We start from the raw sequence: 21659 nt of genomic DNA on the forward strand, positions 1-21659 counted from the left end.
TCTTATGTTCTGTTTTTTCTTTTGCAGGGGAAAGGCTTGTCGAAATGGCCGCGTCATGGCGCTTTTGGGCGCCAGCACACCGCGCTGCCCCGTTTTTCAAGGCCCAGGGCCTGGTAAAACCGCTTGCGCCCGGGCGCGCACAAAAGGCTCACCCCAAGGCCCTGCTGTGCCAAATAATTTGCAAGGCCCGCCACCAGCCAGCGCCCCGCGCCTTTATGGCGAAGCTTCTCCTCAGTCTCCACCGCGGCCAGGCAAGCCTGGCCGCCCCATATCGCATAAGCGCCTGCGGTGGCCGCCAGGCAGCCCTCAAAGCGGGCGGCCCAAATACAGGCCAGTCCCCGGTTCTTCATTGCACAGGCGTCGGCATAAAAATTATCCCGCGCCTGCGCGCCCGCTTGTCCCAGCTCCCGCCCGCGGGCCAGCAGGTCCGCCACCTCCCACAGGGAGGGCTCAGTTTCCAGGCAAAACCCCGCGGGCGCGGGCGGCTGGGGCAGCCTCCCGCCGGGGGCAAGGCCAAAAACGGCAAGCTCCCGCGCAGGCTGCCAGCCCCGGGGCGCCGCGCCCTGTTCCGTGCGCAGCTCGCGCACCTTCAGCATCCCCAGCAGCAGGGCCAGCTCCTCCGGGTCGGCCCGGCCCGCCAGCTGTGCCGCCGACCCCCGCACCGCCAGTGCAAAAGGTTCCGCACCCTCCCCGCCGGTAAAAAAGCTCCAGCCGGAAGCAGGCAGGCCGGCAAAGGCGGCGCAGCGCGCCCCCAGGCTGCAGGCCGTGGGGCCGCCCGCCAGGGCGGCCCGGTACCGCCGCGCGGCTCCAGGCCCCTTTACGGCGCAGATCACAGCGCGTTCACCAGCTCTTTGTAGTGGCGGCCCCGCACCTCGAAATTGGGGTAAAGGTCAAAGCTGGCGGAAGCGGGCGAAAGGCTCACGATGTCGCCGGGCTTTGCTGCCGCCCGGGCCAGCGCCACCGCCCCGGCCATGTCCTGCGCGTGCTCGATCACAAGGCCGCTGGCCGCAAAACCCGGGCAGGCCCGCACGGCCGCCTCGATCTTGGGGCCGGTCTGGCCCATCAGCACCAGCACCTTCACATGCTCCAGCAGCTCGGGGGCCAGGGGTTCGTAGGGGATATTTTTGTCGTATCCGCCGGCGATCACAATGATCTTCTGCCCAAAGCTGCGCAGGCCGGCAATGGTGCGGGTGGGGCTGGAGGCGATGGAATCGTTGTACCACTGCACCCCGTCCAGGGTGCGCACCGGCTCAATGCGGTGCTCCACCCCGGCAAAGCTGCCGCCCACACGCCGCATGGCCTCCACCGGAACCCTGCCCCACACGGCTGCAATGGCCGCCAACAGGTTTTCGATGTTGTGCAGCCCCCGCAGCTTTACCTCGCTCTGCGCCAGCACCGGGGTCACCGCGCCGCCCTCGGCCATGCACAGCATGCCGTCCGCCCGCAAAAACGCGCCGTTGTCGGTCTCGCGCAGGCGGGTGAACCAGCACTGGCTGCCCCTGCAGTCCGCCTGCATGGCGCGGGTGACCTCGTTCTCATACCCCAGCACCGCCCGGCAGCCCTCCTCCTGCCACAGCAGAATGTTGCGCTTTGCGTCGATGTATTCCTGCATGTCCTTGTGGTGATCCAGGTGGTTCGGGGTCACGTTGGTCACCACCGCCACCCGGGGGCTGCTGCGCATGCTGATCAGCTGAAAGCTGGAAAGCTCCACCACCGCCTCGTCCTCCGGCCGCACCCGGGCCAAAATGGGCAGCAGCGCCCGGCCGATGTTCCCGCCCAGGTGCACGGTGCGCCCCGCCGCCTCGAACATGGCGGCGATCAGGCTGGTGGTGGTGGTCTTGCCGTCCGAACCGGTCACCGCCGTGATCTCACAGGGGCAATACTCAAAAAACAGTTCCATCTCGCTGGTCACCAGCGCCCCGGCGGCTTTTGCGGCCTGCAATTCCGGGGTATAATACTCAAAGCCGGGGGTTCGCAGGATCATATCCTGGCCGGCAAGGCCTGCCAGGTATCCCTCCCCCAGCGACAGGCTCACCCCCAGCTCCCGCAGTTCACCGGCATAATCGCCAAATTCGTCCAGCTGCTTTTTGTCGCACAGGGTCACTGCCGCGCCCATCCCGCAAAACTGGCGCAGCAGCGTTTTGTGGCTCACCCCCGCGCCGATGAATGCGACCTTTTTCCCCTTCACCGCGGCTGCGAGCCGCTGCTGATCCTCCTGCATGCTATCCCGGCCTTTCCTGCTTACTTGGGCAGCGCCCGGCCCGCATCCTGCCAAAATGGGCAGAATGCGGGCGAAATTAAAAATCACTGCCCTTTATTATAGTCAGTTTTCAGGGCTTTCGCAACAAAACCGGCCGCAGATCGGCAAACATTTGTTCTGGCGCACGGTTTCGGCGCATAAGCGCCGCCTCCGGCCGCGCCGCGCAGGGCAAAGAAGCTCTCTTTTCACCTTTTACGGGCGGTCTTGTGCATTCTGTTTGTTTTTTTCACATTTTTTTGTTACTATAAAGAGAACCATGTTAGAAATGAGGTGGGCGCAGGTGCGCAAAACCTTTGGGGCTCTGGTCGGTTGCCTCTTTTTCACGCTTTTTCTGACCGGCTGCGGCAGCCAGATCAATTTCACCTGGACAGTAGACCGGGTGCCGCAAAATCTTGATCCACAGCTTGCCGCCGAAAGCCCGGAGCTGATCGCCGTGGCAAACCTTTACAGCGGCCTGACCCGCCTGGACGAGGCCGGCCAGCCTCAGCTGGACTGCGCGTCGGCCTATACCGTAAGCCCGGACGGCCTGACCTATACCTTCACCCTGAAAGAGGGCCTTGGCTACGCCAGGTCCGGCGGCCAGGACGGGGGCTATCCCCTCACCGCGCACGACTTTGTGTTTGCGTTCCGCCGCATCTTCCGGGCCGAGACCGCCAGCCCGTACACCAGCACCTTTGCCCTCCTTCAGAACAGCCAGGCCGTGCTGGCGGGCGAAGCGCCCGAGAGTGCGCTGGGGGTCAGCGCGCCCAGCGATACCACCTTCGTTCTGCAGCTCTCCACGCCGGATCCGGAGCTGCTGCAAAAGCTGGCCCTGCCCGGCGCAATGCCCTGCAACGAGGCATTTTTCGACAGCACCCAGGGCGCCTACGGCCTGAACCGGTCCGCCACCCTGACAAACGGTCCGTTCTATCTGTACAACTGGAATACAAACGGCCTGTTTCTGCGGCGCGCCGCACAGGGCGACCGGGTGACCAGCCTGCGCCTGGTCCTGAACAGCACCGCCGCTGCCAGCAGCTCCCCGGGATCGGGTTCCGGCTCCGGTCCCGTTTCCCAGCCCCTTACCGGCGCCGAGCTGGTGCTGGCGGGCAAGGCCACCGCCGCTCTGAGCGACAGCACCGAGGCCGGCTCTCTTGCTTCCCTGCCCTACACAGCCACCACCTGGGTGCTGGCGTTCAACTGTGAAAACGAACTGCTGGCCCAGCCGCAGCTGCGGGCGGCGCTGGCCGCCAGCGCCCGTGCTGCCGCCCCGGACCTGCCGGCAGAGTTTGCGGTGGCCGACGGCTTGGTCCCCCCTGCCGTCACCGCGCAGGGCGCGCCCTACCGCCAGGCGGCGGGCAGCGCCCTGCCCGCCTACGGGGATCCCGCGGCCCTGTGCCGCGAGGGGCTGGCCGCGGCGGGCGCGAACCGCTTTTCCGGCATCACGGTGCTGCTGCCCCAGGGGCAGCCCTACCGCAGCCTGGCGGGTGCGCTGAACCAGCAGTGGCAAAAACAGCTGGGCGCCTGGTCGGCCTATTTCTCCCTGGAGGAGCTGCCCCCTGACCAACTGGCCGCACGGGTGGCGGCGGGCGATTACCAGATCGCCCTGCTGCCCTTCTCCCCTTCCAGCGACAGCGCGCTGGAGGTGCTGGAGCAGGTGGGCCTCTCCCGCTGGAACAGCCCGGACTTCGAGGCGGCCCTGGCAGCGCTGCGCGCGGGCGGCGGCAACTCCCCCGCCCTCCTGGCGCAGGCCGAACGGCTGGCCCTGGGCGAGGCGGCCGTTGTGCCCCTGTGGTATCACAGCCAGGCGCTGCTGGTGCAGCCCGGGGTGCGGGGCCTGGTGTTCCGCCCCTTCGGCCCCGTGCTGGACCTGACCTGGGCCACCTTAAAAGAATAACAGGCGAAGGGCCGCCGGATTGCAAATCCGGCGGCCCTTCGCTTTCAGCTTTTCCCCCAATACCGGCGGGTGCGGGCGCGATAGCTCTGGTAGGCAGCGCCAAAGGTTTCGCCCAGCCAGGCTTCCTCCTGCAGGATCTGCAGGTGCAGCATCAAAACGGCAAACAGCGCAAAGGCCAGGTGCAGCCAGTTGAAAAACCAGAGCAGCAGCCCCAGATAAACAAGATCAAACCCCAGGAACGCAGGGTTGCGGCTGTGGGCATAGACCCCGCCTGTGACCAGCGCCGTATCTTTTTCTGCGGGAATGCCGGCCCGCCAGCTGCCGCCCAGGCCCCGCACCGCGGCCAGAAAAACGGCGCAGCCCAGAAGGCACAGGGCCAGCCCCGCCGCAAAGCGCGCCGGGCCGGCGGGCCCGCCCAGCAGGATGCTGGCCGCCTCCACAGGCACGATGGACAGGGTGGCCGCGCCCAGCAGCCGTTCCACCAGCAGGGTCCCCGCGGTTTTATCGCCCCGGCCGATCTGGTTGGTGCGCACGCCCTGCCGGCGCTGGGCGAGCTGCTTTGAAAAATAGATCGCATAAAATGCCGCCATGCACAGCAGCGCCAAAAATTTTTGGTACATACGCCTCTCCCTTTTTAAAAACGGCCCCGGCCCTGGAATGCAGGGCCGGGGCCGTATGTGTTCGGTCAGAGCTTTGCAAAGACCGCCCGGGCGGCATTGGCCACCGCGATCAGCGCCACGCCCACATCTGCGAAAATGGCCAGCCACATGGGGGTCATGCCAAAGGCCGCCAGCGCCAGAACCACCAGCTTCACCCCCAGGGCAAACACGATGTTTTGCAGCACAATGCCGCGGGTGGCCCGGGCAATGCGGATGGCGCTGCCGATCTTTTCCACCTCGTCGGTCATAAGCACCAGGTCGGCGGCCTCAATGGCCGCGTCGCTGCCCACGCCGCCCATAGCCACGCCCACGTCCGCGCGGGCCAGCAGCGGCGCGTCGTTGATGCCGTCGCCGGTGTAAAGGGTCACGCCCTCCACGTCTTTTGTCAGCTCTTCAAAGGCTGCCACCTTGTCCTGCGGCAGCAGGCCCGCTTTGTAGCCGTCCAGACCCACGGCCTCCGCCACCTCTTTTGCCACGCCCTCCCGGTCGCCGGTGAGCATGAATAGTTTCTTCACCCCCAGCTCCCGCAGGCGGGCCACCGCCTCTTTGGCGCCGGGCTTTACCTCATCCCGGATCAGCAGGCTGCCCAGGTATTGGGAGCCGCGCGCCACCAAAAGCAGGGTGCCGGCCCCGCTGCCGCCGGAAAAATCGCCTGCAGCGCCGGCCTTCTCCATCAGGCGGGCGTTGCCCGCATAGTACACGCCCTGTTCGGTGTGAGCGGCCACGCCCATGCCGGCCAGCTCTTCGTAGGCAGTGATGGGGGCGCCGGGGTCCCGGTCGGCGCAGTATCTGCGCACCGACACTGCAATGGGGTGCCCGGAGCTGCGCTCACACAGGGCCGCGGCAGCCAGCAGTTCGCTTTCCTCCACCCCCGGCGCCGGCCGCACGCGGCTCACGGCAAATTCGCCCAGGGTCAGGGTGCCGGTCTTGTCGAACACCACGGCTTTGGGGGCGCGCAGCCGGTCCACCACGTCGCCGCCCTTGACCAAAATACCGTTGCGGGCCGCGCCGCCAATGCCGCCCATAAAACTTACCGGGATACTGAGCACCAGCGCGCAGGGGCAGCTCACCACCAGGAACACAAGCCCCCGGTACAGCCAGTCGCTGAAGGTGGCCCAGCCGGTGAAAAAGGGCGGCACAAACACGATCAGCGCCGCAAGCGCCATGACCGCCGGCGTATAGATCCGGGCAAACTTGGTGATGAACTGTTCCGCCTTCGCCTTTTTGTCGCCCGCCTCGCTCACCAGGTCCAGGATTTTCTGCACGGTGGAATCGCCGTAAACGGCGGTCACCTCCGCGGTCAGCAGGCCGGAAAGGTTTACGCTGCCGCTGGCCAGCGCCGTGCCGGGTGCGGCGGCCACCGGCACACTCTCACCGGTCAGGGCGCTGGCGTCCACAGCGCTCTCACCGTCGGTCACGGTGCAGTCCAGCGGCACCCGCTCACCGGGGCGGATGCGGATGAACTGGCCCACCGCCACCTCGCCGGGGTCCACCCTGCGCTCGCTTCCGTTTTCATAGAGCACCGCAAAGTCCGGCCGAATGTCCATCAGGCCGGCGATGTTTTTGCGGCTGCGGCTCACAGCCAGATCCTGCAGCAGCTCGCCCACCCGGTAAAAGATGATCACGGCCACCGCCTCGGACATATCGCCGATGGCGAACGCCCCCAGCGAGGCCACCGCCATCAAAAAGTTTTCGTCAAAAATTCTGCCGCGGGTGATGTTTTTCAGCGCGCTCCACAGGATTCCGTGACCCGCCAGCAGGTAGGCCGCCAGGTAAACCGCCACGGCCGGCCAGCCGGCCGCAAAATGCCCCAGCACCAGCAGGGCAATGGCCCCCGCCGCCTGCCAGGCAGTGCTCACCGCCTCGCTCTTTTCCACCCCGGCCCCGTGGTCGTGGCCGCAGCCGCAGCCATCATCGTGGCCGTGCTCCTGCCCGTGCCCGCAGCCGCATTCGCCGCCGTGTTCGTGGCCATGCCCGTGCCCGTGCTGGTGGCTGCCGTGTTCCCCGTGCCCATGCTCTTCATGGCGCTGCTCCTGTCCGTGCTCACAGCAGCTTTCCTGCCCCGCGGCCGCGCAGTGTTTCTGTTTATTTGCTTCCATCGTCTGCTCTCCCTTTTCCTGCGTGTTGCCTTATTTCAGCTTGGCAAATTGGTCAATGGCGGCTTTCAGCTCCGCCAGGGTTTCGTCCGTGTCGGTGCCGTTCACCACACAGTGCTCCAGATGTTCGGTCAGGATCAGCTTTGCAACCTGGGTCACGGCGCTGCTCACACTGGAAAGCTGGGTGAGCAGGTCTCCGCAGGGGCGGCCGCTCTGCACCATTTCACGGATGCCGTTCACCTGGCCGCTGATGCGGGCCAGGCGGCGGGTCACGTCGGCGGAATGCTTGCAATCAGACATATTGAAGTCCTCCTGTAAAAGTTTGTGTTTCGTTTATCCCCCCAGGGGGTATTCTTGCTCTGAAAACAGTATATACCCCCTGGGGGTATTATGTCAAGAGGAATCGCAAAAAATTTTATCACGGGTCCATAAAAGAATGAGGAACAGGGTATTTCGCGGCGCTTTTCAGCTTGTGCCGTGAGATGAAACAGCTTGACAGTTTCAATATTAAAATTTAGAGTATAAAAAACAGGAAATTTTATTGCGGCGGGGGTACTTCGATAAGCTTCCTTTCCCAAACCAGCAGAATCTTCCAGTTGAATGCCCATACTATGAATTTGAAGTGAGAGGGGAAAAATAAAATAATGCGCCTGTTGAAAATCGCCCTGTTACAGATCTCCCCTTGCAAAACGCTGAAAGAAAATCTTGAAAAGGGGATCAGATATTGTAAAGAAGCCAAAGAAAAGGGTGCAGATATTGCATTGTTTCCTGAAATGTGGAGCAACGGATATAATATTTATGATCGGCCGGCCAGCGAATGGGAAGCAGAAGCAATTCCTGTGAATGATGGTTTTGTTCATACCTTTGGCCGCCTTGCAAAGAAGCTTAGTATGGCGATCGGTATCACACTGCTTGAAAAGCATGAAAACGCTCCCCGCAATTCCTTCGTTCTTTTTGACAGGTTTGGAGAAGAAAAATTCGTCTACGCAAAAGTACACACCTGCGATTTTGGCGTGGAACAGAATTTAACGCCCGGCGAGGATTTTTATGTCACGGCGCTTGATACCGCCTGTGGCTGGGTAAACGTCGGTGCCATGATCTGTTATGACAGGGAGTTCCCCGAAAGCGCAAGGATCCTGATGCTGAAAGGCGCGGAGCTGATTCTTGTTCCGAATGCCTGCCCGATGGAGATTAACCGCCTTTCACAGCTTCGAAGCAGAGCGTTTGAAAATATGCTGGCGATCGCCACCTGTAACTATCCCGAACCGGTTCCTGACTGCAATGGCGGCTCAAGCGTTTTTGACGGCGTGGCATATCTCCCCGGGTTGAAGGACGCGCGGGACACCTGCGTTTTGCAAGCCGATGGAAAAGAAGGAGTGTATATTGCCCAGCTTGATTTAGAGCAGCTGCGCAATTATCGCAAAAGCGAGGTGCATGGAAATGCATACCGACGCCCGAAAAAGTACGGGCTTTTAATTGACACAAAAATTGCTGCGCCATTTATCAGAAATGACCGCCGGGAGTGATGTTGTTTTTTCGTCATGTGTTTCGCTTGCCCCGCAAGGCACGAGGCACGGGTGCTTTTAAAGCAGCGTTTTTATTCGTAAAGCAATAAAAATGCTTACAGAATTTGACAAACGCTTTCCCGGCCTGTATGATAGGGTCAGGCGGATCTGGGTCCGCATTATTTTGGATCGAAACGGAGCGTGAGAGCATGCGCAAGTTTTCCTGCTGACAAAATGGGGCAAACACCGCGCGGGCCGGCCTTGGGGCGGGCCCGGGGCTGTGTGCGCCCCTTGCAGGGGAACTTCCGCAGTCGGGCCGGCCTTTGGGGCGGCTCGCGGCTTTGCGCGCGCACCGGATCGCCCGGCTCTTTTCAGGGCTGGCGGATATTTGCGCGGCCGCAGGGGAAGCTTTTCCCCTGCGGCCGATTTTTTTCAGAGCGGAGGCTCCCGCGCATCCCTGCGGGGCGGGCGGCGCCGCTTTTGTGAAAGGAGCGATGCGCAATGTCCTTGATCCAGGTCACCGACCTTACCTTTGCCTATCCCGGCAGCTTTGACAATGTATTCGAGCACGCCACCTTCCAGCTCGACACCGAGTGGAAGCTCGGCTTTGTAGGCCGCAACGGCAGGGGCAAGACCACCTTTCTGCGGCTTTTGATGGGCCTCCTGCCCTGTGGGGGGGCCATCCACGCCAATGTCCTCTTCGACTATTTTCCCTTCGGGGTACCGGACCCGTCCGCCTCCCCGGAGGAACTGCTGGGGGCTTTTTGCCCCCAAGCGCAGCCCTGGCAGCTGGCGCGGGAGCTTGGGCTTCTGGGCATGGACCCCGGCCGGCTTTACCAGCCCTTCTGCACCCTGAGCCAGGGCCAGCAGACCAAGGTGCTGCTGGCCCTGCTGTTTTTGCGCCAGGGGCACTTTTTGCTCATCGACGAGCCCACCAACCACCTGGACCTGGAAGCCCGGCAGGCGGTGAGCCGCTATCTGGCAGGCAAGCGCGGGTTTATTCTGGTGAGCCACGACCGGGCCTTTCTGGACGGATGTGTGGATCACGTGCTTGCCATCAACAAAAAGAGCATCCAGGTGCAGCGGGGCAATTACACCACCTGGCAGCAAAACTGGCAGCTGCGCCAGCAGTTTGAGCAGCGGCAGAACGACCGGCTTCAAAAGCAGATCGGCCAGCTCACCGCCGCCGCACGCCGCACCTCGGCCTGGTCCGACAAGGTAGAGGCCGGCAAGACCGGCATCGACCCCGTCAAGCGGGGCGCGCCCCGGCCGGACCGGGGCCACATCGGCCATCAGGCCGCCAAAATGATGCAGCGGGCCAAGGCCATCGAGGGGCGGCGGCAGGCGGCAGTGGAAGAAAAGCGGGGCCTTTTGCGGGAAGTGGAGGAAACCGGGCGCCTCAAGCTCACCCCGCTGCCTCACCCCAAGCAGGTGCTGGTTCGCGCCGCGCACCTGAATGCCTTTTACGGGCAGCTGCAGGCCCTGCACGATCTGGGCTTTGTGCTGGAGCAGGGCCAGCGCCTTGCGGTGCAGGGCCCCAACGGCTGCGGAAAATCCACCCTGTTCGGGCTGATCCTGGGCCAAAGCACCGCCCGCGCCGAGGGCCTGCTGGAACTGGCCGCCGGCCTGACCATCAGCTGGCTGCCCCAGGCGACCGGGCAGCTGGCGGGCCCCCTGGGCCGGTTTGAAGCGCAGCAGGGGCTGGACCCCACCCTTTTCCGGGCCGTGCTGCGCAAGCTGGGCTTTGAGCGGGCGCAGTTTGAAAAGGACATGGCAAGCTACAGCGAGGGCCAGAAGAAAAAGGCGGCCCTCGCCGCCAGCCTGTGCCGCCCCGCCCACCTGTATGTGTGGGACGAGCCGCTGAATTATATCGATCTGCCCGCCCGTGGGCAGGTCGAGGAGCTGCTTCTGGCGTTTCGGCCCACCCTTTTGTTTGTGGAGCACGACGCGGCGTTCATCGAAAAGGTTGCCACGCATGTGCTGCGGCTGTAAAAAGCCGGCCGCGGCAGGCGCGCCATTGCAAAGGGCGGGGGGCCTGGCTCCAAAGGTCTTGCCGCCTGACCGCGCAAAACCCCCTGCGCAGGCAAATGTCCTGCGCAGGGGGTTTTCCCATTCGGTTCGATCAGCCGCGGTCACTCATGCCGGGCCGCGTTTCCCCTTTTTGTCACAGCGCGCTTTTCAGGAAAAGGCTGATTTCAAAAAAGCGGTGCCAGGGAAATTCCACCCGTTCAATGCACACGGACCCCGGTAGCGCCCAGCGTGCGGCATACTGCTCCAACTCCCGCCGCACAAACGCTGCAAGCTGGTTCTCCCCGTCGCCTCTGTCAAGGGTGCAGCCCATCTTTTTCGCCAGCTCTGCCGCGCACTGGCGGATATCCGCCTGATAAGCCCAATCCTCCAGAATACGATGGGCGGTAAAAACCGAGCTTTCCGGGGCGGTGCCCAGCCGCAGCATGGCGTGGGCAATGCAGGTGCCCGCGGCGTTTGCGGCCGTGTTCCACGCCGCATAAGAGGCCAGCTTCGGCAGCAGGCCCTCCCGGGCCAACATCCGCATCAATTCGTCGTCGCCGCCGTTCGCCGCTGCCAAGTCCGCCAGCGCAACGGGCTTTTCCCCAAGGTATGCCCGCAGCGAGGCCACAAAATCCGGCAGGCAGCGGCAGCCGGCATAGCTGGCGTTCCACAGCGCGGTCTTTGTGCCGGCCTCCGCCATTTGCTCCCCGCCCGCGGTGGGGGCATTGACCATCAGGATCAGATCCGCCACCTCCGGGCTGGTGGCGGTCCTTCCCCCGGCGGCGGCGATCTGCCATTTCAGGTTTTCGCCCAGCGGCCGGTCCTCGTATTTCGGCGTCACCAGCGGCCCGTACACGCTGCTGTACTGCAAATACACCGCTGGCATGCGGCCGCGGCTGTGGTTCACCGCGCGCGCCGCAAGCACACAGCCCACCTCATCCGCTCCGGAATACAGATACACGCGGCCGCTCTCCCCCGCCTGCAGGATTTCGGCGCGCAGCGCCCGCTGCTCCGCGGCCGCCCATCCATACTCTGCACAGTCGTCCAGGGGAATGACCAAAAAGTCCAGAATATTTTGGTGCAGCAGCTCCACGGCGCGCTTATTCACCGCGTGGTTCACGGCGCGGCGTCCGCAAAAATCCTCCGTCACCGCGGCCGGCAGCGCCCGCTCCAGCGCCTGCAGTTCCTCCGCCTCCGCGCCGGAAGCCGCGCCCCGCTCCCTTTTATCCCGTAAAACGCCCAGGCGGCACAGCCGTGCCCCATACGTCTCGTAATAGTCCGGCTCTTCCTCTGCCGAATTGTAGGCGGGCGCCCGCAGGATGAGGCTGAACGCAAAGACCCTGACCTCCGGGTGCTCCGCGCGCAGCTGCCGCAGCAGGCCCTGCCGGGCTTCGCACTCCTCCTCGTCGAGCTGGTGTAGCCGCGACGGAACGATGCCCCCATACACCAGCATGTCGATCGAAAGCACCGCATAATCGCAATCGCCGAAATTTTCTCTCAGCCACTGCGCCATGCCTTCCACTCGTGCCGGCCGCTTTTGATCGCCCAGAAGCTCACGCGGCGGTGTTATCAGCTCATATCCCCCGCACTCCTGCGCCATCATTTCCGGGAAGCGCGCGTTGCAGGGCCGCTCGTCCAAAGGCAGCAGCAAAATGCGCACCATTCTGTTTTCCTCCCTTCGCCCTGCGGGCAGGGCGCTGTTCACAGCAAATTCTGCGTTGCGATCAGGTGGTATTTGTTGCAGACGGGGTAGCCGCTCTCTTCCCCGCTCTGCTGCCGGAAAGGCAGGATCTCCTGCTCCAGCTCGTCCAGCCGGTCAAGCTCCCCCTTCAGAAACATGCTCAGGCGGGTCTGGGCGGTGCGGATGCGCCCGCACAGGCCGCCCAGGCGGATGTCGTGAACCTCCAGGCCGGTGCCTTTTGTGCCGTAGCACCACATTTGCACAAACGCTGCGTGCAGTGCCGCGGCCTTTTGTGCAAGGCTGTCCAGTGCGCCGCACAGCATGTGCAGCTTCTCCTGGTCCTTATGCCGGTAGGCCGCGCGTACCGCCGCCCCGTAATTGCTTTTTTCGGCCAGCACCCGGGCCAGCAGGGCATACAGGGTCAACATGCGGTCAAACGCCGGCGGGTAGGACCCCTCGTTTGCCAGCTGCTCCAGTCTTTGCGCGCAGAGCTCATAGTGCGCCGCAATGCCCTCCTCGCCGGCGCAGGCGTCGAACGCTCCCAGCAGCAGGTCCTGATACAGCAGATACTTCGAGGGATTCCGGATCTTGGTATTCGGCCGCTCGCAGCCCGGCAGCAGGTCCAGCTCCTCCAGCGCCCGGTAGCCTTCCAGCGGCAGGCCGGTGAAGGCCCTGCACCGGCGGCTGATCGCCCCGTCGTCCGTCTTTGCCCCGTAGGCGTATTGGCCGAAAAGCACAAGGCCCGGCCAGACGGTCTGCAGCACCGCCTCGCCGCCGTTGTCCGCCCACAGGGTAGCCAATATCTCGTCCACCCTGTAATTGCGGCAGGCCTGCAGGGCCGCGTGGGTGGCGGTGAAGGTCTTTCCGTAATTGGGCACCCAGCCGTTCCATTTCCAGATGCCTCCGGCAAAAATGAGATACTGGCGGAACCCCTTCCGCTTTTCCAGCATACATTCATATTCCGCCTGGGTGTTGTGGTAATAATCCCAGTAGGCCAGCTGGACCTCCTGCGGCACCAGGGCAATATCGTTTTCGTCCAACGTCACGTCCGGGTTGTAGTAGTCCAGGTTCTCGTCTTTGGAGCGGTAGAACATATCATCCCAGATGATGGGCACCAGGCCCAGCTCCCGTGCGATCTGCGTCACCCGTCCCAGATGCTCTGTCATCAGCTCGAACTGCGGCCGGAGCCCCTGCCGGCGCAGATAGGCGCCGGTGCCAAGGTCCATTGCCTCGTCCATGCCAATATGGACCCGCCGGGTGCGGAACACCTTTTTCAGGCTGAGGAGCATTTCCCGGATGAAGGTGTATGTTTCCTCGCATCCCACCATCAGGGTGGCCGCGGTGTCCCTCATCGGCAGGGCATAATCCCACTTCAGTGTGGTGCCCAGGTGGGATAGTGTCTGGATGCAGGGGATAAGCTCAATGTCCAGGCTGTCGGCAAAGTCATCCAGCTCTTTCAGCTCCTGCGGCGAATACGCCCCCCGCAGATAGCCAAAATAGGGATACCGCTCCAGCTGGTAGGTGTCCTCCATATACAGATAGCAGGTGTTCAGGCCGCAGAGCGCGATCCATGCCAAAAACTCTTTGAGCTGGGCCAGGGTATACACCGCATCCCGGGAAACATCCAGCATAACTCCGCTTTTCTCATAAGCCGCGCACTCGCAGGCGCTCTCCTCCCCCGCCAGGATACAGCCCAGCGCGCGGAAGAAATCGCACCGGCGGCGGTAGTCCACCTGGATCTTTCCATCGCCGCGGCGCATCCTGAGCGAGGGCACGCCCTCCCCGCCCAGGCGGTGCGCGCTGATCTCACCGTCAAAGTGCCGCGCGGCGTAAGGGTAATACATAAGGATATTTTCAACGCCTTCCCGCACGGCGCACACCTCGCCTGAAAGCCGGATCGCCACAAAAATCCCTCCCATCCTTTTTCTTCAAAACAGATCGTCCCGCACAGCGTTCCGTCGCATGACCGCTGTGCGGGGCAGCCGCTCTTTAAATATCGCCCGTGTACACAGGCCCATTGCCCGCCCTGGTAAAAACCGCGGCCTCAAACAGCCTGGGCCAGCGCAGCCTTGCCTCAAAGGCCGGGACCTCGCCGCCGAAGATCGCCTCCAAAAGCGGCCGAACGGCCTCAAACTCTTCCTCAAGCCACCGCTGTGTTTTGGGGATATCCCGGATGTTGTAAACATCCTGTCCGTCCGCCTTCACGCGGGCCGCCACAGCCTGGCGAACGATCGCCTGATACACCGCGTCATCCAGAATGCGCTCCGCCGTGAAGGCGCGGTTCAGCGCCCTGTTCCCCCCACCGCCGGCCAGGATCTGCGCCAGCAGTGTGCCCAGCGCGTTGCTGGCCGTGTTCCACCCGGCATAGCCCCACAGCTGTGTAACGGGCATTTCCTTTGCCAGGCATTCCAGCAAAAAAGGGTTGCCGCCGTTGGCAAAGTCCAGATCCAGCAAATAGCAGCCGCGCCCCCGCGCCGCGGCCTGGCCGATGGGGCGGCAGATCGCCTGCAGCTCTGCCTCGCTGTAATCGTGCGCGGCCTCTCCTCGTGGCAGCGCAGCCTCCCGCTGCTCCTGTTTCGGCGTCAGCACAAACAGCACCCGCCGGGCGCCCTGCTCCTGCCGCATGTGCAGCGCCCGCATATGTTCCGCCAGGTTCTCCCGGAACGGGCGATCCTCATATTTGGCCACAAAATCCGGCTGAGACCCCAGCCAAACCACCTCCACCGCACAGCCCCCGGGGTGCAGCGCCCTTTGCAGCAGCTCCGCCCCCGCCTCGTCCGTGCCATTGAACAAAAACACCCGGTCCGAAAGGCCGCCGGCCTGGATATCGCGCAGCAGGATCTCCTGCTCAAACCGCTGCAGTCCTTCCGCGGCGCAGTCCTCCTGCAAAATCAGCAGCTCCTCCACAACACTCTCTGCGGCCAGCCGGATACATTCCCGGTTCACCCTGTGGTTCGTGCCGCGCGCCGTCAAAAACGTGCGCAGAACCTCGGCGGGGATCTCCTGCTCCAGCGCGCGGCACTGCTGCGCGGCCTCGCTGCAGCGCCCGGTTTTGGCCCGGTAGCAGAGCTTGGAATACAAATTCACCTTTTCCCACCATACCAAACTCTCCGGGTCAAGGGTGCTGATGGAGGTGCGCATCAGAACGTTGGACAGGTAGGTCCTGACCGACGGCGTTTTCCGGCGGATGCGCTTCAGCACCTCCAGCATCTCGCACTGGCGCGCAGCGCTCACCCGCGCCTGGCGGGATGGGATGAGCCCTCCCTGCAAAAGCTGTTCTGCGCTGACGACCAGCGCATCGCACCCCGGCGCTGTCTCTTCCAGCCAGCGCGCCAGCGCGGCCGTGTCGGACGCCTGCTTATAGGCGGCCACCATCCCGTTGGGGGGCAGCAACACCTCCGCCCCGCTCTGCCGGGCAAGCTGCACGGGCAGATCATAAGTACAGGGGCGCGTATCGAGCGGCAGAAAAGCAACTGTCATATCCTTCACCGTCTGAACATCAGCTCCTATATGGTCTGTCATAACTTGTCTATCTCATTGCGGAAGGCGCTCACGCTGCGGCGCAGGCTCTCCTCCTCCGCGCCCGTGACCACAGCGCCCACCATGATGCCGGCCACGCCGCACCTGGCCAACTGCCCCACCTCCATGGGGCGGATGGCCCGCTGGGTGGGAACAACGACGGGCAGCTTGCTCTCTTTGCAAAGTGCCGTATACTGCAGCAGTTCCGCGGCCGTGAGCCGCTGGCCGTAGGTCTCGGGCCGCATGATCGAGGCCTCCAGCACATCCGCGCCGATGCATGGCAGCCCGCGCACGTCTTCCAGCGTATAATCGCACGCCAGAGCCACCATTTTGATCAGGCCGGGCGTTGCCAGTACCGAAAGCGGCATGGCGGACGCATACAGGGAGATAAAGCTGTAACCCAGGCCGAAGGCCTTTTGGTAATCGCGCTCCACATCCTCCACGCTGTTGCCGGCCACAATACCACACGGTCCCTTGGAAACGGCGGCGATCTGTTCAAGGGTGTTCTTCTCCTCTTCAAACGTGCCGAAGTGCAGGCCGCTCGCGCGGTGCTGCACATTCATGTGCACCTTGATCACGTCTGCGCCGCACTCCACAGCCGCTCGGGCCAGCTCCACGCGGTTGCCGGGCAGGCTCACGATCAGCGCCGGCCTGCGCTGGTCCAAAACCGACAGATAATCCATATCATTTGCTCCTCTCAATAAAATTTTCTGCGGTGCGGGCTGTGCTCAGCCCTTTACAGCGCCCATCGCAACGCCGTTCTTCAGATACTTGAATGTAAAGGGGTACACCAGGATGACCGGGACGATGGAAAACAGAACGTAGCTCATCTTCACATTGTCCCAATAGCGCACAAGCGTGGGGTTCGTCATGGCCACCTCCATAGGGTTGCGGTTCAAAAAGTTTCGGATGTACATGGGCAGGGGGTAAATGCTCTGGTTGGAGGTAATGTACAAAATGGCGTTGTTGATGTTGTTCCAGTACGAGATCATGGTGAAGAAAGCCACGGTCGCCACCATCGGCGCGGCCACCGGCAGAACGATGCGGAACAGAATGGTGTAGTTGCTGGCGCCGTCCAGCCGCGCCGATTCCTCCAGTTCTTCCGGCACGTCTTCAAAAAAGCCCTTCAGCAGGATCAGGTAAAACACCTGCACCACCGATGGAAAGATCAGCGACCAGATGGTGTTGTTCAGGTGCAGGGCGTTCATCAGCAGCATGTTGGGCGCCATACCCCCGGTGAAGAGCATCACGATCACAAAAAACATCATCATGGAGCGGCGAAAGGGCATCCGCGCTTTGGACAGCGGATACGCAGCCATTGCCATGCTGATCACCGAAAGTGCCGTTCCCACCGCCGTAACAACAATGGAAACCCCCATCGACCGGAAAAAGCCACTGTCTGTGAGAACATATTTCATCGAGTACAGGTCGATCTGCTTGGGGAACAGGTTCACGATCTGATCCGGCGCCGAAAGGCTGACGGCCAACACATTGAAAAACGGGAAGATAAACACGATGACCATCAGGGCAGCGGCGATGTTCACGATCTTCTGAAACACCTTTTCGTTGTTGAAGGGCAAAAGCGCGCCCGGCAGCTTGAGCAGCACCACCCAGCCCAGCCCGGCCATGCCCGCGGCAAGGCTCAGGGGCAGGCAGACCAGGGTGGCGGCACAGAACACAAGGTCCGATTTATGCAGCTTCAAAAAATAGCGGCGCGTCTCTTTTTCCATCCGTACAAGGCACACCACCGCTTCCACCGCCAGCGCGCCCCACAAAATGTATCCGGCGGTATGGAATGCCTGCACCCCGGCCTGGGGAAGCTTTGCAAAAACCGCCGGCACAAGAAAGCACACAGCGCTGCACAGTACCGCCGTCAACCGGGCTGGATCCACGAGGCGCGGCAGACCTTTTTGTTTTTTCTTTTGCACGTTGCACCCCTCCTTTTACCAGATACTCTTATTGAAGAAACGCTTCAGGATAAAGTTCATACTGACCACAAGGATCAATGCCACAACCGAGTTGAAAAGCCCCACCGCCGTGGACAATGCATATTGCGGCACCAGGCCGCTGTCGTTGATGAGGCGCCAGGTGTACATGCCCAGGATGTTGCCCTTGCCTTCCACAAAGGGAGAATAAAAAACGAATACCTGCTCAAACCCGGCGTCCATAATGTAGCCCACGCGCAGGATGAACATGGAAGCGACGGTGGGCAGAATACCCGGCAGCGTGACATACCGGATCTGCTGCCACTTGGTCGCGCCGTCAATGCGCGCCGCCTCGTTCAGCGCGGGGTCCAGCGCCGTGATCGCGGCAATGTAGGTCACCGCGCTCCAGCCGATGTCCTTCCAGCTCGACGAGAGCAAAAGCAGGCTGCGAAAAAACTCATTGTTGTTCAGAAACTGAAAACGCTCGTGGCCCAGCGCGGCCAGGATGTTGTTCACCACGCCTGTCTCCGTGGCCAGGATGGACACAAAGATGCCGGCGATGGTCGCCCACGACAAAAAGTACGGGATATACATGACCACCTGAAGGCTGCGCTTCAGCGGCCGGCTGCGCATCTCGCTGATAAGGATCGCAAGCATGATGGGGATCGGAAAAATGATCGCGATTTTCAAAAAGCTGATGATCAGTGTGTTTGCCAGGGCAGAGAGGAATTTGGGGTTGGAAAAGATGGTCCTGAAATTTCCCAGGCCGGCCCAGGCAGCCTCCAGGATGCCCCCGATGGCGCTGCTCCCGCCCAGCAGGTTGGGGTTTTCCTTGAAGGCCATAACCAGGCCCAGCATGGGCAGATAAGAAAAGACCAAAGCGAACGCCGCGGCGGGTATATAAAACGGGAACAGATTTCCATACCGCTTCATATCATTTTTGAAGCTCAGCCTTTTTGCCGTTTTGTCTGTTTTCACCTTAGCCATAGAAGCTTCCTTTCGTTTTTAGTGTCGCGGTGATCTGCCCGCTTTTCGGCTGCGGGGCGGCCGCCCGTAACGGGCGGCCGCCCCGTGCCGACGCGATTGGATGCCTGCTTTTATTTTACGGTGTTATAGGTAGCCTTGTTTTCCCAGGTGCTGTACCACGCGTTCACCGACTCAGTCACTTCCTTGCCGCCGTTGCCTGCAAAAACCGCCCGCAGCTGGTCTGTGGTCATGCGGTTGTCGCTGCTGAACATCGTGGTCACAAGCGCGATGTCCAGCTCGCGCTTGGCGCCCGAGAAGGTGGTGTCGTACACCTCGTTGGGGGGCATCACGGCGATGGGAGACTTTACGCCGGTGGCCTCAATGTTTGCGTTGGCGCGGCTGAACAGCTTGTTTTGCGCCTCGGTCTTGCGGGTGCGGCACAGCCAGTATTTCGCGTAGTCCTCCTCGCGGGCCGCAGCCAGATACCGGTCCGACAGGTTGCGCTCATCGTTGAAGGCCGGCAGGATGGGCCAGTATTCGCCTTCCTTGATGGTAAAGGTCTTGCCCTCCTCGCCAATGGTCAGCAGGCGGAAGAAATCCTTGTCCAGCATTTTGTCCGCCCAGTCTACCACCGCGGCGGTCTGCTCTTCGCTCGTGTATTTGGGCACGACCGTAAAGAACTGGTAAGATTCAGAGGAGAATTGGCGCAGCTTTGACACGTCGCCCTTGTTCTCATCGGCCACGAGCGCAGAGATATAGCCAATGCTGTCGTCCGTGCCCTCCGAGCCCTCAATGGCGGCGGCGTCCCAGTGGAACACGCGGCCGGCGCCAAGCTGTTTTGCCTGCAGCATTTTCACGGTGTTGGGCTCTTCCGCGGTCGCGGCGTAAGCCAGCAGGCCATCGTCAAACAGGCCCTGCATGTAAGCGAGGTAGCTTTCAAAGTTGGGGTGGTCGATGTAATAGGTCAGCTTGCCGTCCACATCCATCCAGTCATTGTAGATGCCGAAGGCGGGCATGATGGGCTCCTGCACAACGGCATTCACATCCACATGGAACGCGGCGCCGCCCTGGGGCACCTTGCCCTTGAAATACTCCAGCATGGCGCGGAAATCGCTCACCGACATGCTGTATCCGTTTTCGGCGGCGGGCACGGGGATCTCGCTGCCGGGGTTAGCCTCGTTATACTCTTTCAGCCAGTCCTCCCGGTAAGCGATCGCCCAGTTGGTCACCTTCATGGCGTCCTTGCGGGGCAGCGCGTAAAGGCCGCCGTCCTTGGCCACCGTCTCCCAGCCGAAGTCCGCGATGACCTCTTTCAGGTTGGTGGAATTGTCCACATACGGCTTAAGATCCTTCAGCGCATCCTGTGCCAGCAGGCTGTAGAACTGATCCTTGGTCACGTTGATGGCCTGATAGTCCTCGCGGTTGATAAAGATGTTGTTGATCGCGGTCAGGCCTTCCTCAATGCCGGCGGGAACCTGGTCGTAGGTCACGTCGTAGCCGGTGTGCTCTTTCAGCAGCGCGGCCAGGGGGTGCGCGTTGTACTCCTCGGTGGTCACGCCTGTGGAGATGCCGTAGTAATTAAAGCTCTTTGCTGGCACCACCCCCGCGGCGGCAGACGACGCGTCTGCCGCCGTGCTCTGCGGGCTCGAGCCCGCGCCGCCGCACCCTGCCAGTGTGCTGAGTGCAAGCGCCGCGCACACGATGGAAGCGATCGCCTTTGCTGTACTCTTTTTCATAATACCCTCCTGCTAAACAAAATTTTATATGGCTGCAAACAAATTTTCACAGCGCATGCCAAACGAAAGATGGGCTCAGTGCAGATAAAGCCGGATGTTCGTCCATGCGGCAACGGGGGAATTGGTTTTGTCGGTCACGCCCTGAATGGTGGGGCACTGCTGCCAGGTCTCGCCAAAGTCCTCCGAAACCAGAAAATAGGTGGAAGCCTCCTGGTTTCCGGGGATCTGGCGCGGGTTGATGTACTCTGCAAACAGCGGCGCAACCCCCTCCCACACCGGATCAAACGACACCTGGCCGTCTGTCACATAGTTCCTGTCATACAGGGTCTGCGCGTCTGCGCCCACATGGGCAACGATCCCCCACTGGTCCCGCCCGATAAAGGAATCCTGCTCCAGGTCGTAAGCCAGATACTTGGCATGGTTCGCCGGCACGAACTGAAAACCGCCCATCAGGTTGGTGTCGTTGGTTGCGCCGATCCGGGGCGAGGTGGACAGGCACAGCACGCCCGGGTGTGCGGCGCGCACCCTTCCCACCTCCGCATACTGGCTTCCGATGAAGCGCCCCGTGCCCTGCACGCGCTGGATCAGATCCGCCACGTGTTTTTCCGTACCGTCGGGGTAATGCACCAGCACCCTCCCGTTCTGCGCCTGGGTCCGGCCCGCGAGTGTGTCCCCCGCGGCCCAGTTTTCAAATTCGATGTAATCCGGGCTGCCGTTCCCGGTGGACGCCGTGTACACTTCGATCATGATGCGTTTCGGAATAGGCTTGGTAAAATCGCCGCTGAAATACGAGTCCATGGTCTCCCAGGTGGACTGCGGGGTGTAATATTTCACGGGGCTCCCCACATAGGGCGCCACATATCCGCCAAAGATGTTTGAGCCGCCGGGCACTGAGGTGTAGATCATGGAATCGCTGTAGCTTCCCCCGGCCGCAGCATAATCCTCGTTGATGCCCACGCTGATCTGCCAGGGCATCCAGGCGTCCGGCGCAAGGGGGTCGTACCCGGCCTGCGGGCCCAGCTTCAGGTGCAGCGCGTTCACGCCGGTGGCGGTCACGCAGGAATAGGTCCCGTCGATGGCTTTATCGTAGTGGGCGGCCCAAAAGCCTGCGCTCGAGTTTTTCGCCGCTGTGGCCGGCCGGTACACATAGCCGATGACCGTGTGCTTTCCCTGTAGGTCAATCACGCTTACGGCACCGCCCTCGTAGTTTTCAATATAGATCTTGTGTTTGAGAGTATAGGTTGGGCTGTTCTCGGCCGCGGCCTCGGGCGGCAGCTGGGAATTGGTAAAATTGTTGGAAGTGGCAAACGCGTGAAAAGGAACGACCGTGACCGCCAAAAGGAGTGCCGTGAGTACCGTGATGAGCCGTTTCATTTTATTCCCTCCTCATTTTGTCGTTTTATTTTGAAGCTGTATCCCCTGCGGCATG

16 protein-coding genes are annotated in these 21659 nt (G+C 62.0%); 3 read left to right on the forward strand and 13 right to left on the reverse strand.

What is annotated here, in order from left to right:
• Positions 1–53: 53 nt before the first annotated feature.
• Together ACMLHZ_RS04190 and murD are read right to left on the reverse strand one after the other, a co-directional pair.
• On the reverse strand, positions 54–833 hold the full coding sequence (locus ACMLHZ_RS04190) for a GNAT family N-acetyltransferase (protein WP_418666546.1): 780 nt from the start codon (positions 831–833) through the stop codon (positions 54–56).
• Positions 830–2221, reverse strand: coding sequence for a UDP-N-acetylmuramoyl-L-alanine--D-glutamate ligase (murD, locus tag ACMLHZ_RS04195; RefSeq protein WP_418666547.1), 1392 nt, complete (start codon positions 2219–2221; stop codon positions 830–832). Before murD ends, ACMLHZ_RS04190 begins: the two co-directional genes overlap by 4 nt.
• Positions 2222–2540: 319 nt before the next feature.
• On the opposite strand from murD, the gene ACMLHZ_RS04200 reads away from it, so the two are divergent.
• The gene (locus tag ACMLHZ_RS04200; protein ID WP_418666548.1) at positions 2541–4133 is read left to right on the forward strand and encodes an ABC transporter substrate-binding protein; all 1593 of its coding nucleotides are present in this window, start codon (positions 2541–2543) and stop codon (positions 4131–4133) included.
• 44 nt (positions 4134–4177) lie between these two features.
• On the opposite strand, the gene ACMLHZ_RS04205 is transcribed toward ACMLHZ_RS04200, so the two are convergent.
• The 3 genes from ACMLHZ_RS04205 to ACMLHZ_RS04215 form a co-directional block, all read right to left on the reverse strand.
• A complete protein-coding gene (locus tag ACMLHZ_RS04205; RefSeq protein WP_418666549.1) occupies positions 4178–4753 on the reverse strand; it encodes a methyltransferase family protein in 576 nt (191 codons plus the stop codon).
• A 65-nt stretch (positions 4754–4818) separates the two neighbouring features.
• Complete coding sequence (locus tag ACMLHZ_RS04210) at positions 4819–6891, reverse strand: heavy metal translocating P-type ATPase (protein WP_418666550.1); 2073 nt, start codon at positions 6889–6891, stop codon at positions 4819–4821.
• A 30-nt stretch (positions 6892–6921) separates the two neighbouring features.
• On the reverse strand, positions 6922–7188 hold the full coding sequence (locus tag ACMLHZ_RS04215) for a metal-sensitive transcriptional regulator (protein WP_418666551.1): 267 nt from the start codon (positions 7186–7188) through the stop codon (positions 6922–6924).
• A 344-nt stretch (positions 7189–7532) separates the two neighbouring features.
• Between ACMLHZ_RS04215 and ACMLHZ_RS04220 the strand changes: the two genes are divergently transcribed.
• A complete protein-coding gene (locus tag ACMLHZ_RS04220; protein ID WP_418666552.1) occupies positions 7533–8414 on the forward strand; it encodes a carbon-nitrogen hydrolase family protein in 882 nt (293 codons plus the stop codon).
• Positions 8415–8894: 480 nt separating this feature from the next.
• Positions 8895–10385 carry a ribosomal protection-like ABC-F family protein gene (gene abc-f / locus ACMLHZ_RS04225; protein WP_418666553.1) on the forward strand — a complete coding sequence of 497 codons (1491 nt, stop codon included), beginning with the start codon at positions 8895–8897 and terminating at the stop codon, positions 10383–10385.
• Positions 10386–10557: 172 nt separating this feature from the next.
• Here the strand turns inward: abc-f and ACMLHZ_RS04230 are convergent, their stop codons facing one another.
• From ACMLHZ_RS04230 to ACMLHZ_RS04265, 8 genes are all read right to left on the reverse strand, one after another.
• Entirely contained in the window at positions 10558–12066 is a 1509-nt protein-coding gene (locus ACMLHZ_RS04230) for a DUF4127 family protein (RefSeq protein WP_418666554.1), read from the reverse strand.
• Positions 12067–12104: 38 nt separating this feature from the next.
• Positions 12105–13988: a beta-N-acetylhexosaminidase gene (locus ACMLHZ_RS04235; protein ID WP_418666555.1), complete on the reverse strand. Its 1884-nt coding sequence runs from the start codon at positions 13986–13988 to the stop codon at positions 12105–12107.
• Positions 13989–14073: 85 nt separating this feature from the next.
• On the reverse strand, positions 14074–15564 hold the full coding sequence (locus ACMLHZ_RS04240) for a DUF4127 family protein (protein WP_418666556.1): 1491 nt from the start codon (positions 15562–15564) through the stop codon (positions 14074–14076).
• A gap of 38 nt (positions 15565–15602) precedes the next feature.
• Positions 15603–16286, reverse strand: a complete 684-nt coding sequence (locus ACMLHZ_RS04245; RefSeq protein WP_418666557.1) for a hypothetical protein — start codon at positions 16284–16286, stop codon at positions 15603–15605.
• Positions 16287–16331: 45 nt separating this feature from the next.
• Positions 16332–17531 carry a carbohydrate ABC transporter permease gene (locus ACMLHZ_RS04250; RefSeq protein WP_418666558.1) on the reverse strand — a complete coding sequence of 400 codons (1200 nt, stop codon included), beginning with the start codon at positions 17529–17531 and terminating at the stop codon, positions 16332–16334.
• A gap of 15 nt (positions 17532–17546) precedes the next feature.
• On the reverse strand, positions 17547–18515 hold the full coding sequence (locus tag ACMLHZ_RS04255) for an ABC transporter permease (protein ID WP_418666559.1): 969 nt from the start codon (positions 18513–18515) through the stop codon (positions 17547–17549).
• 110 nt (positions 18516–18625) lie between these two features.
• Positions 18626–20230: a hypothetical protein gene (locus ACMLHZ_RS04260; RefSeq protein WP_418666560.1), complete on the reverse strand. Its 1605-nt coding sequence runs from the start codon at positions 20228–20230 to the stop codon at positions 18626–18628.
• A 75-nt stretch (positions 20231–20305) separates the two neighbouring features.
• Complete coding sequence (locus ACMLHZ_RS04265) at positions 20306–21604, reverse strand: hypothetical protein (protein ID WP_418666561.1); 1299 nt, start codon at positions 21602–21604, stop codon at positions 20306–20308.
• Between the last annotated feature and the right edge of the window lie 55 nt (positions 21605–21659).

It is taken from the genome of Allofournierella sp., assembly GCF_048388525.1.
Classification (GTDB): domain Bacteria; phylum Bacillota; class Clostridia; order Oscillospirales; family Ruminococcaceae; genus BQOK01.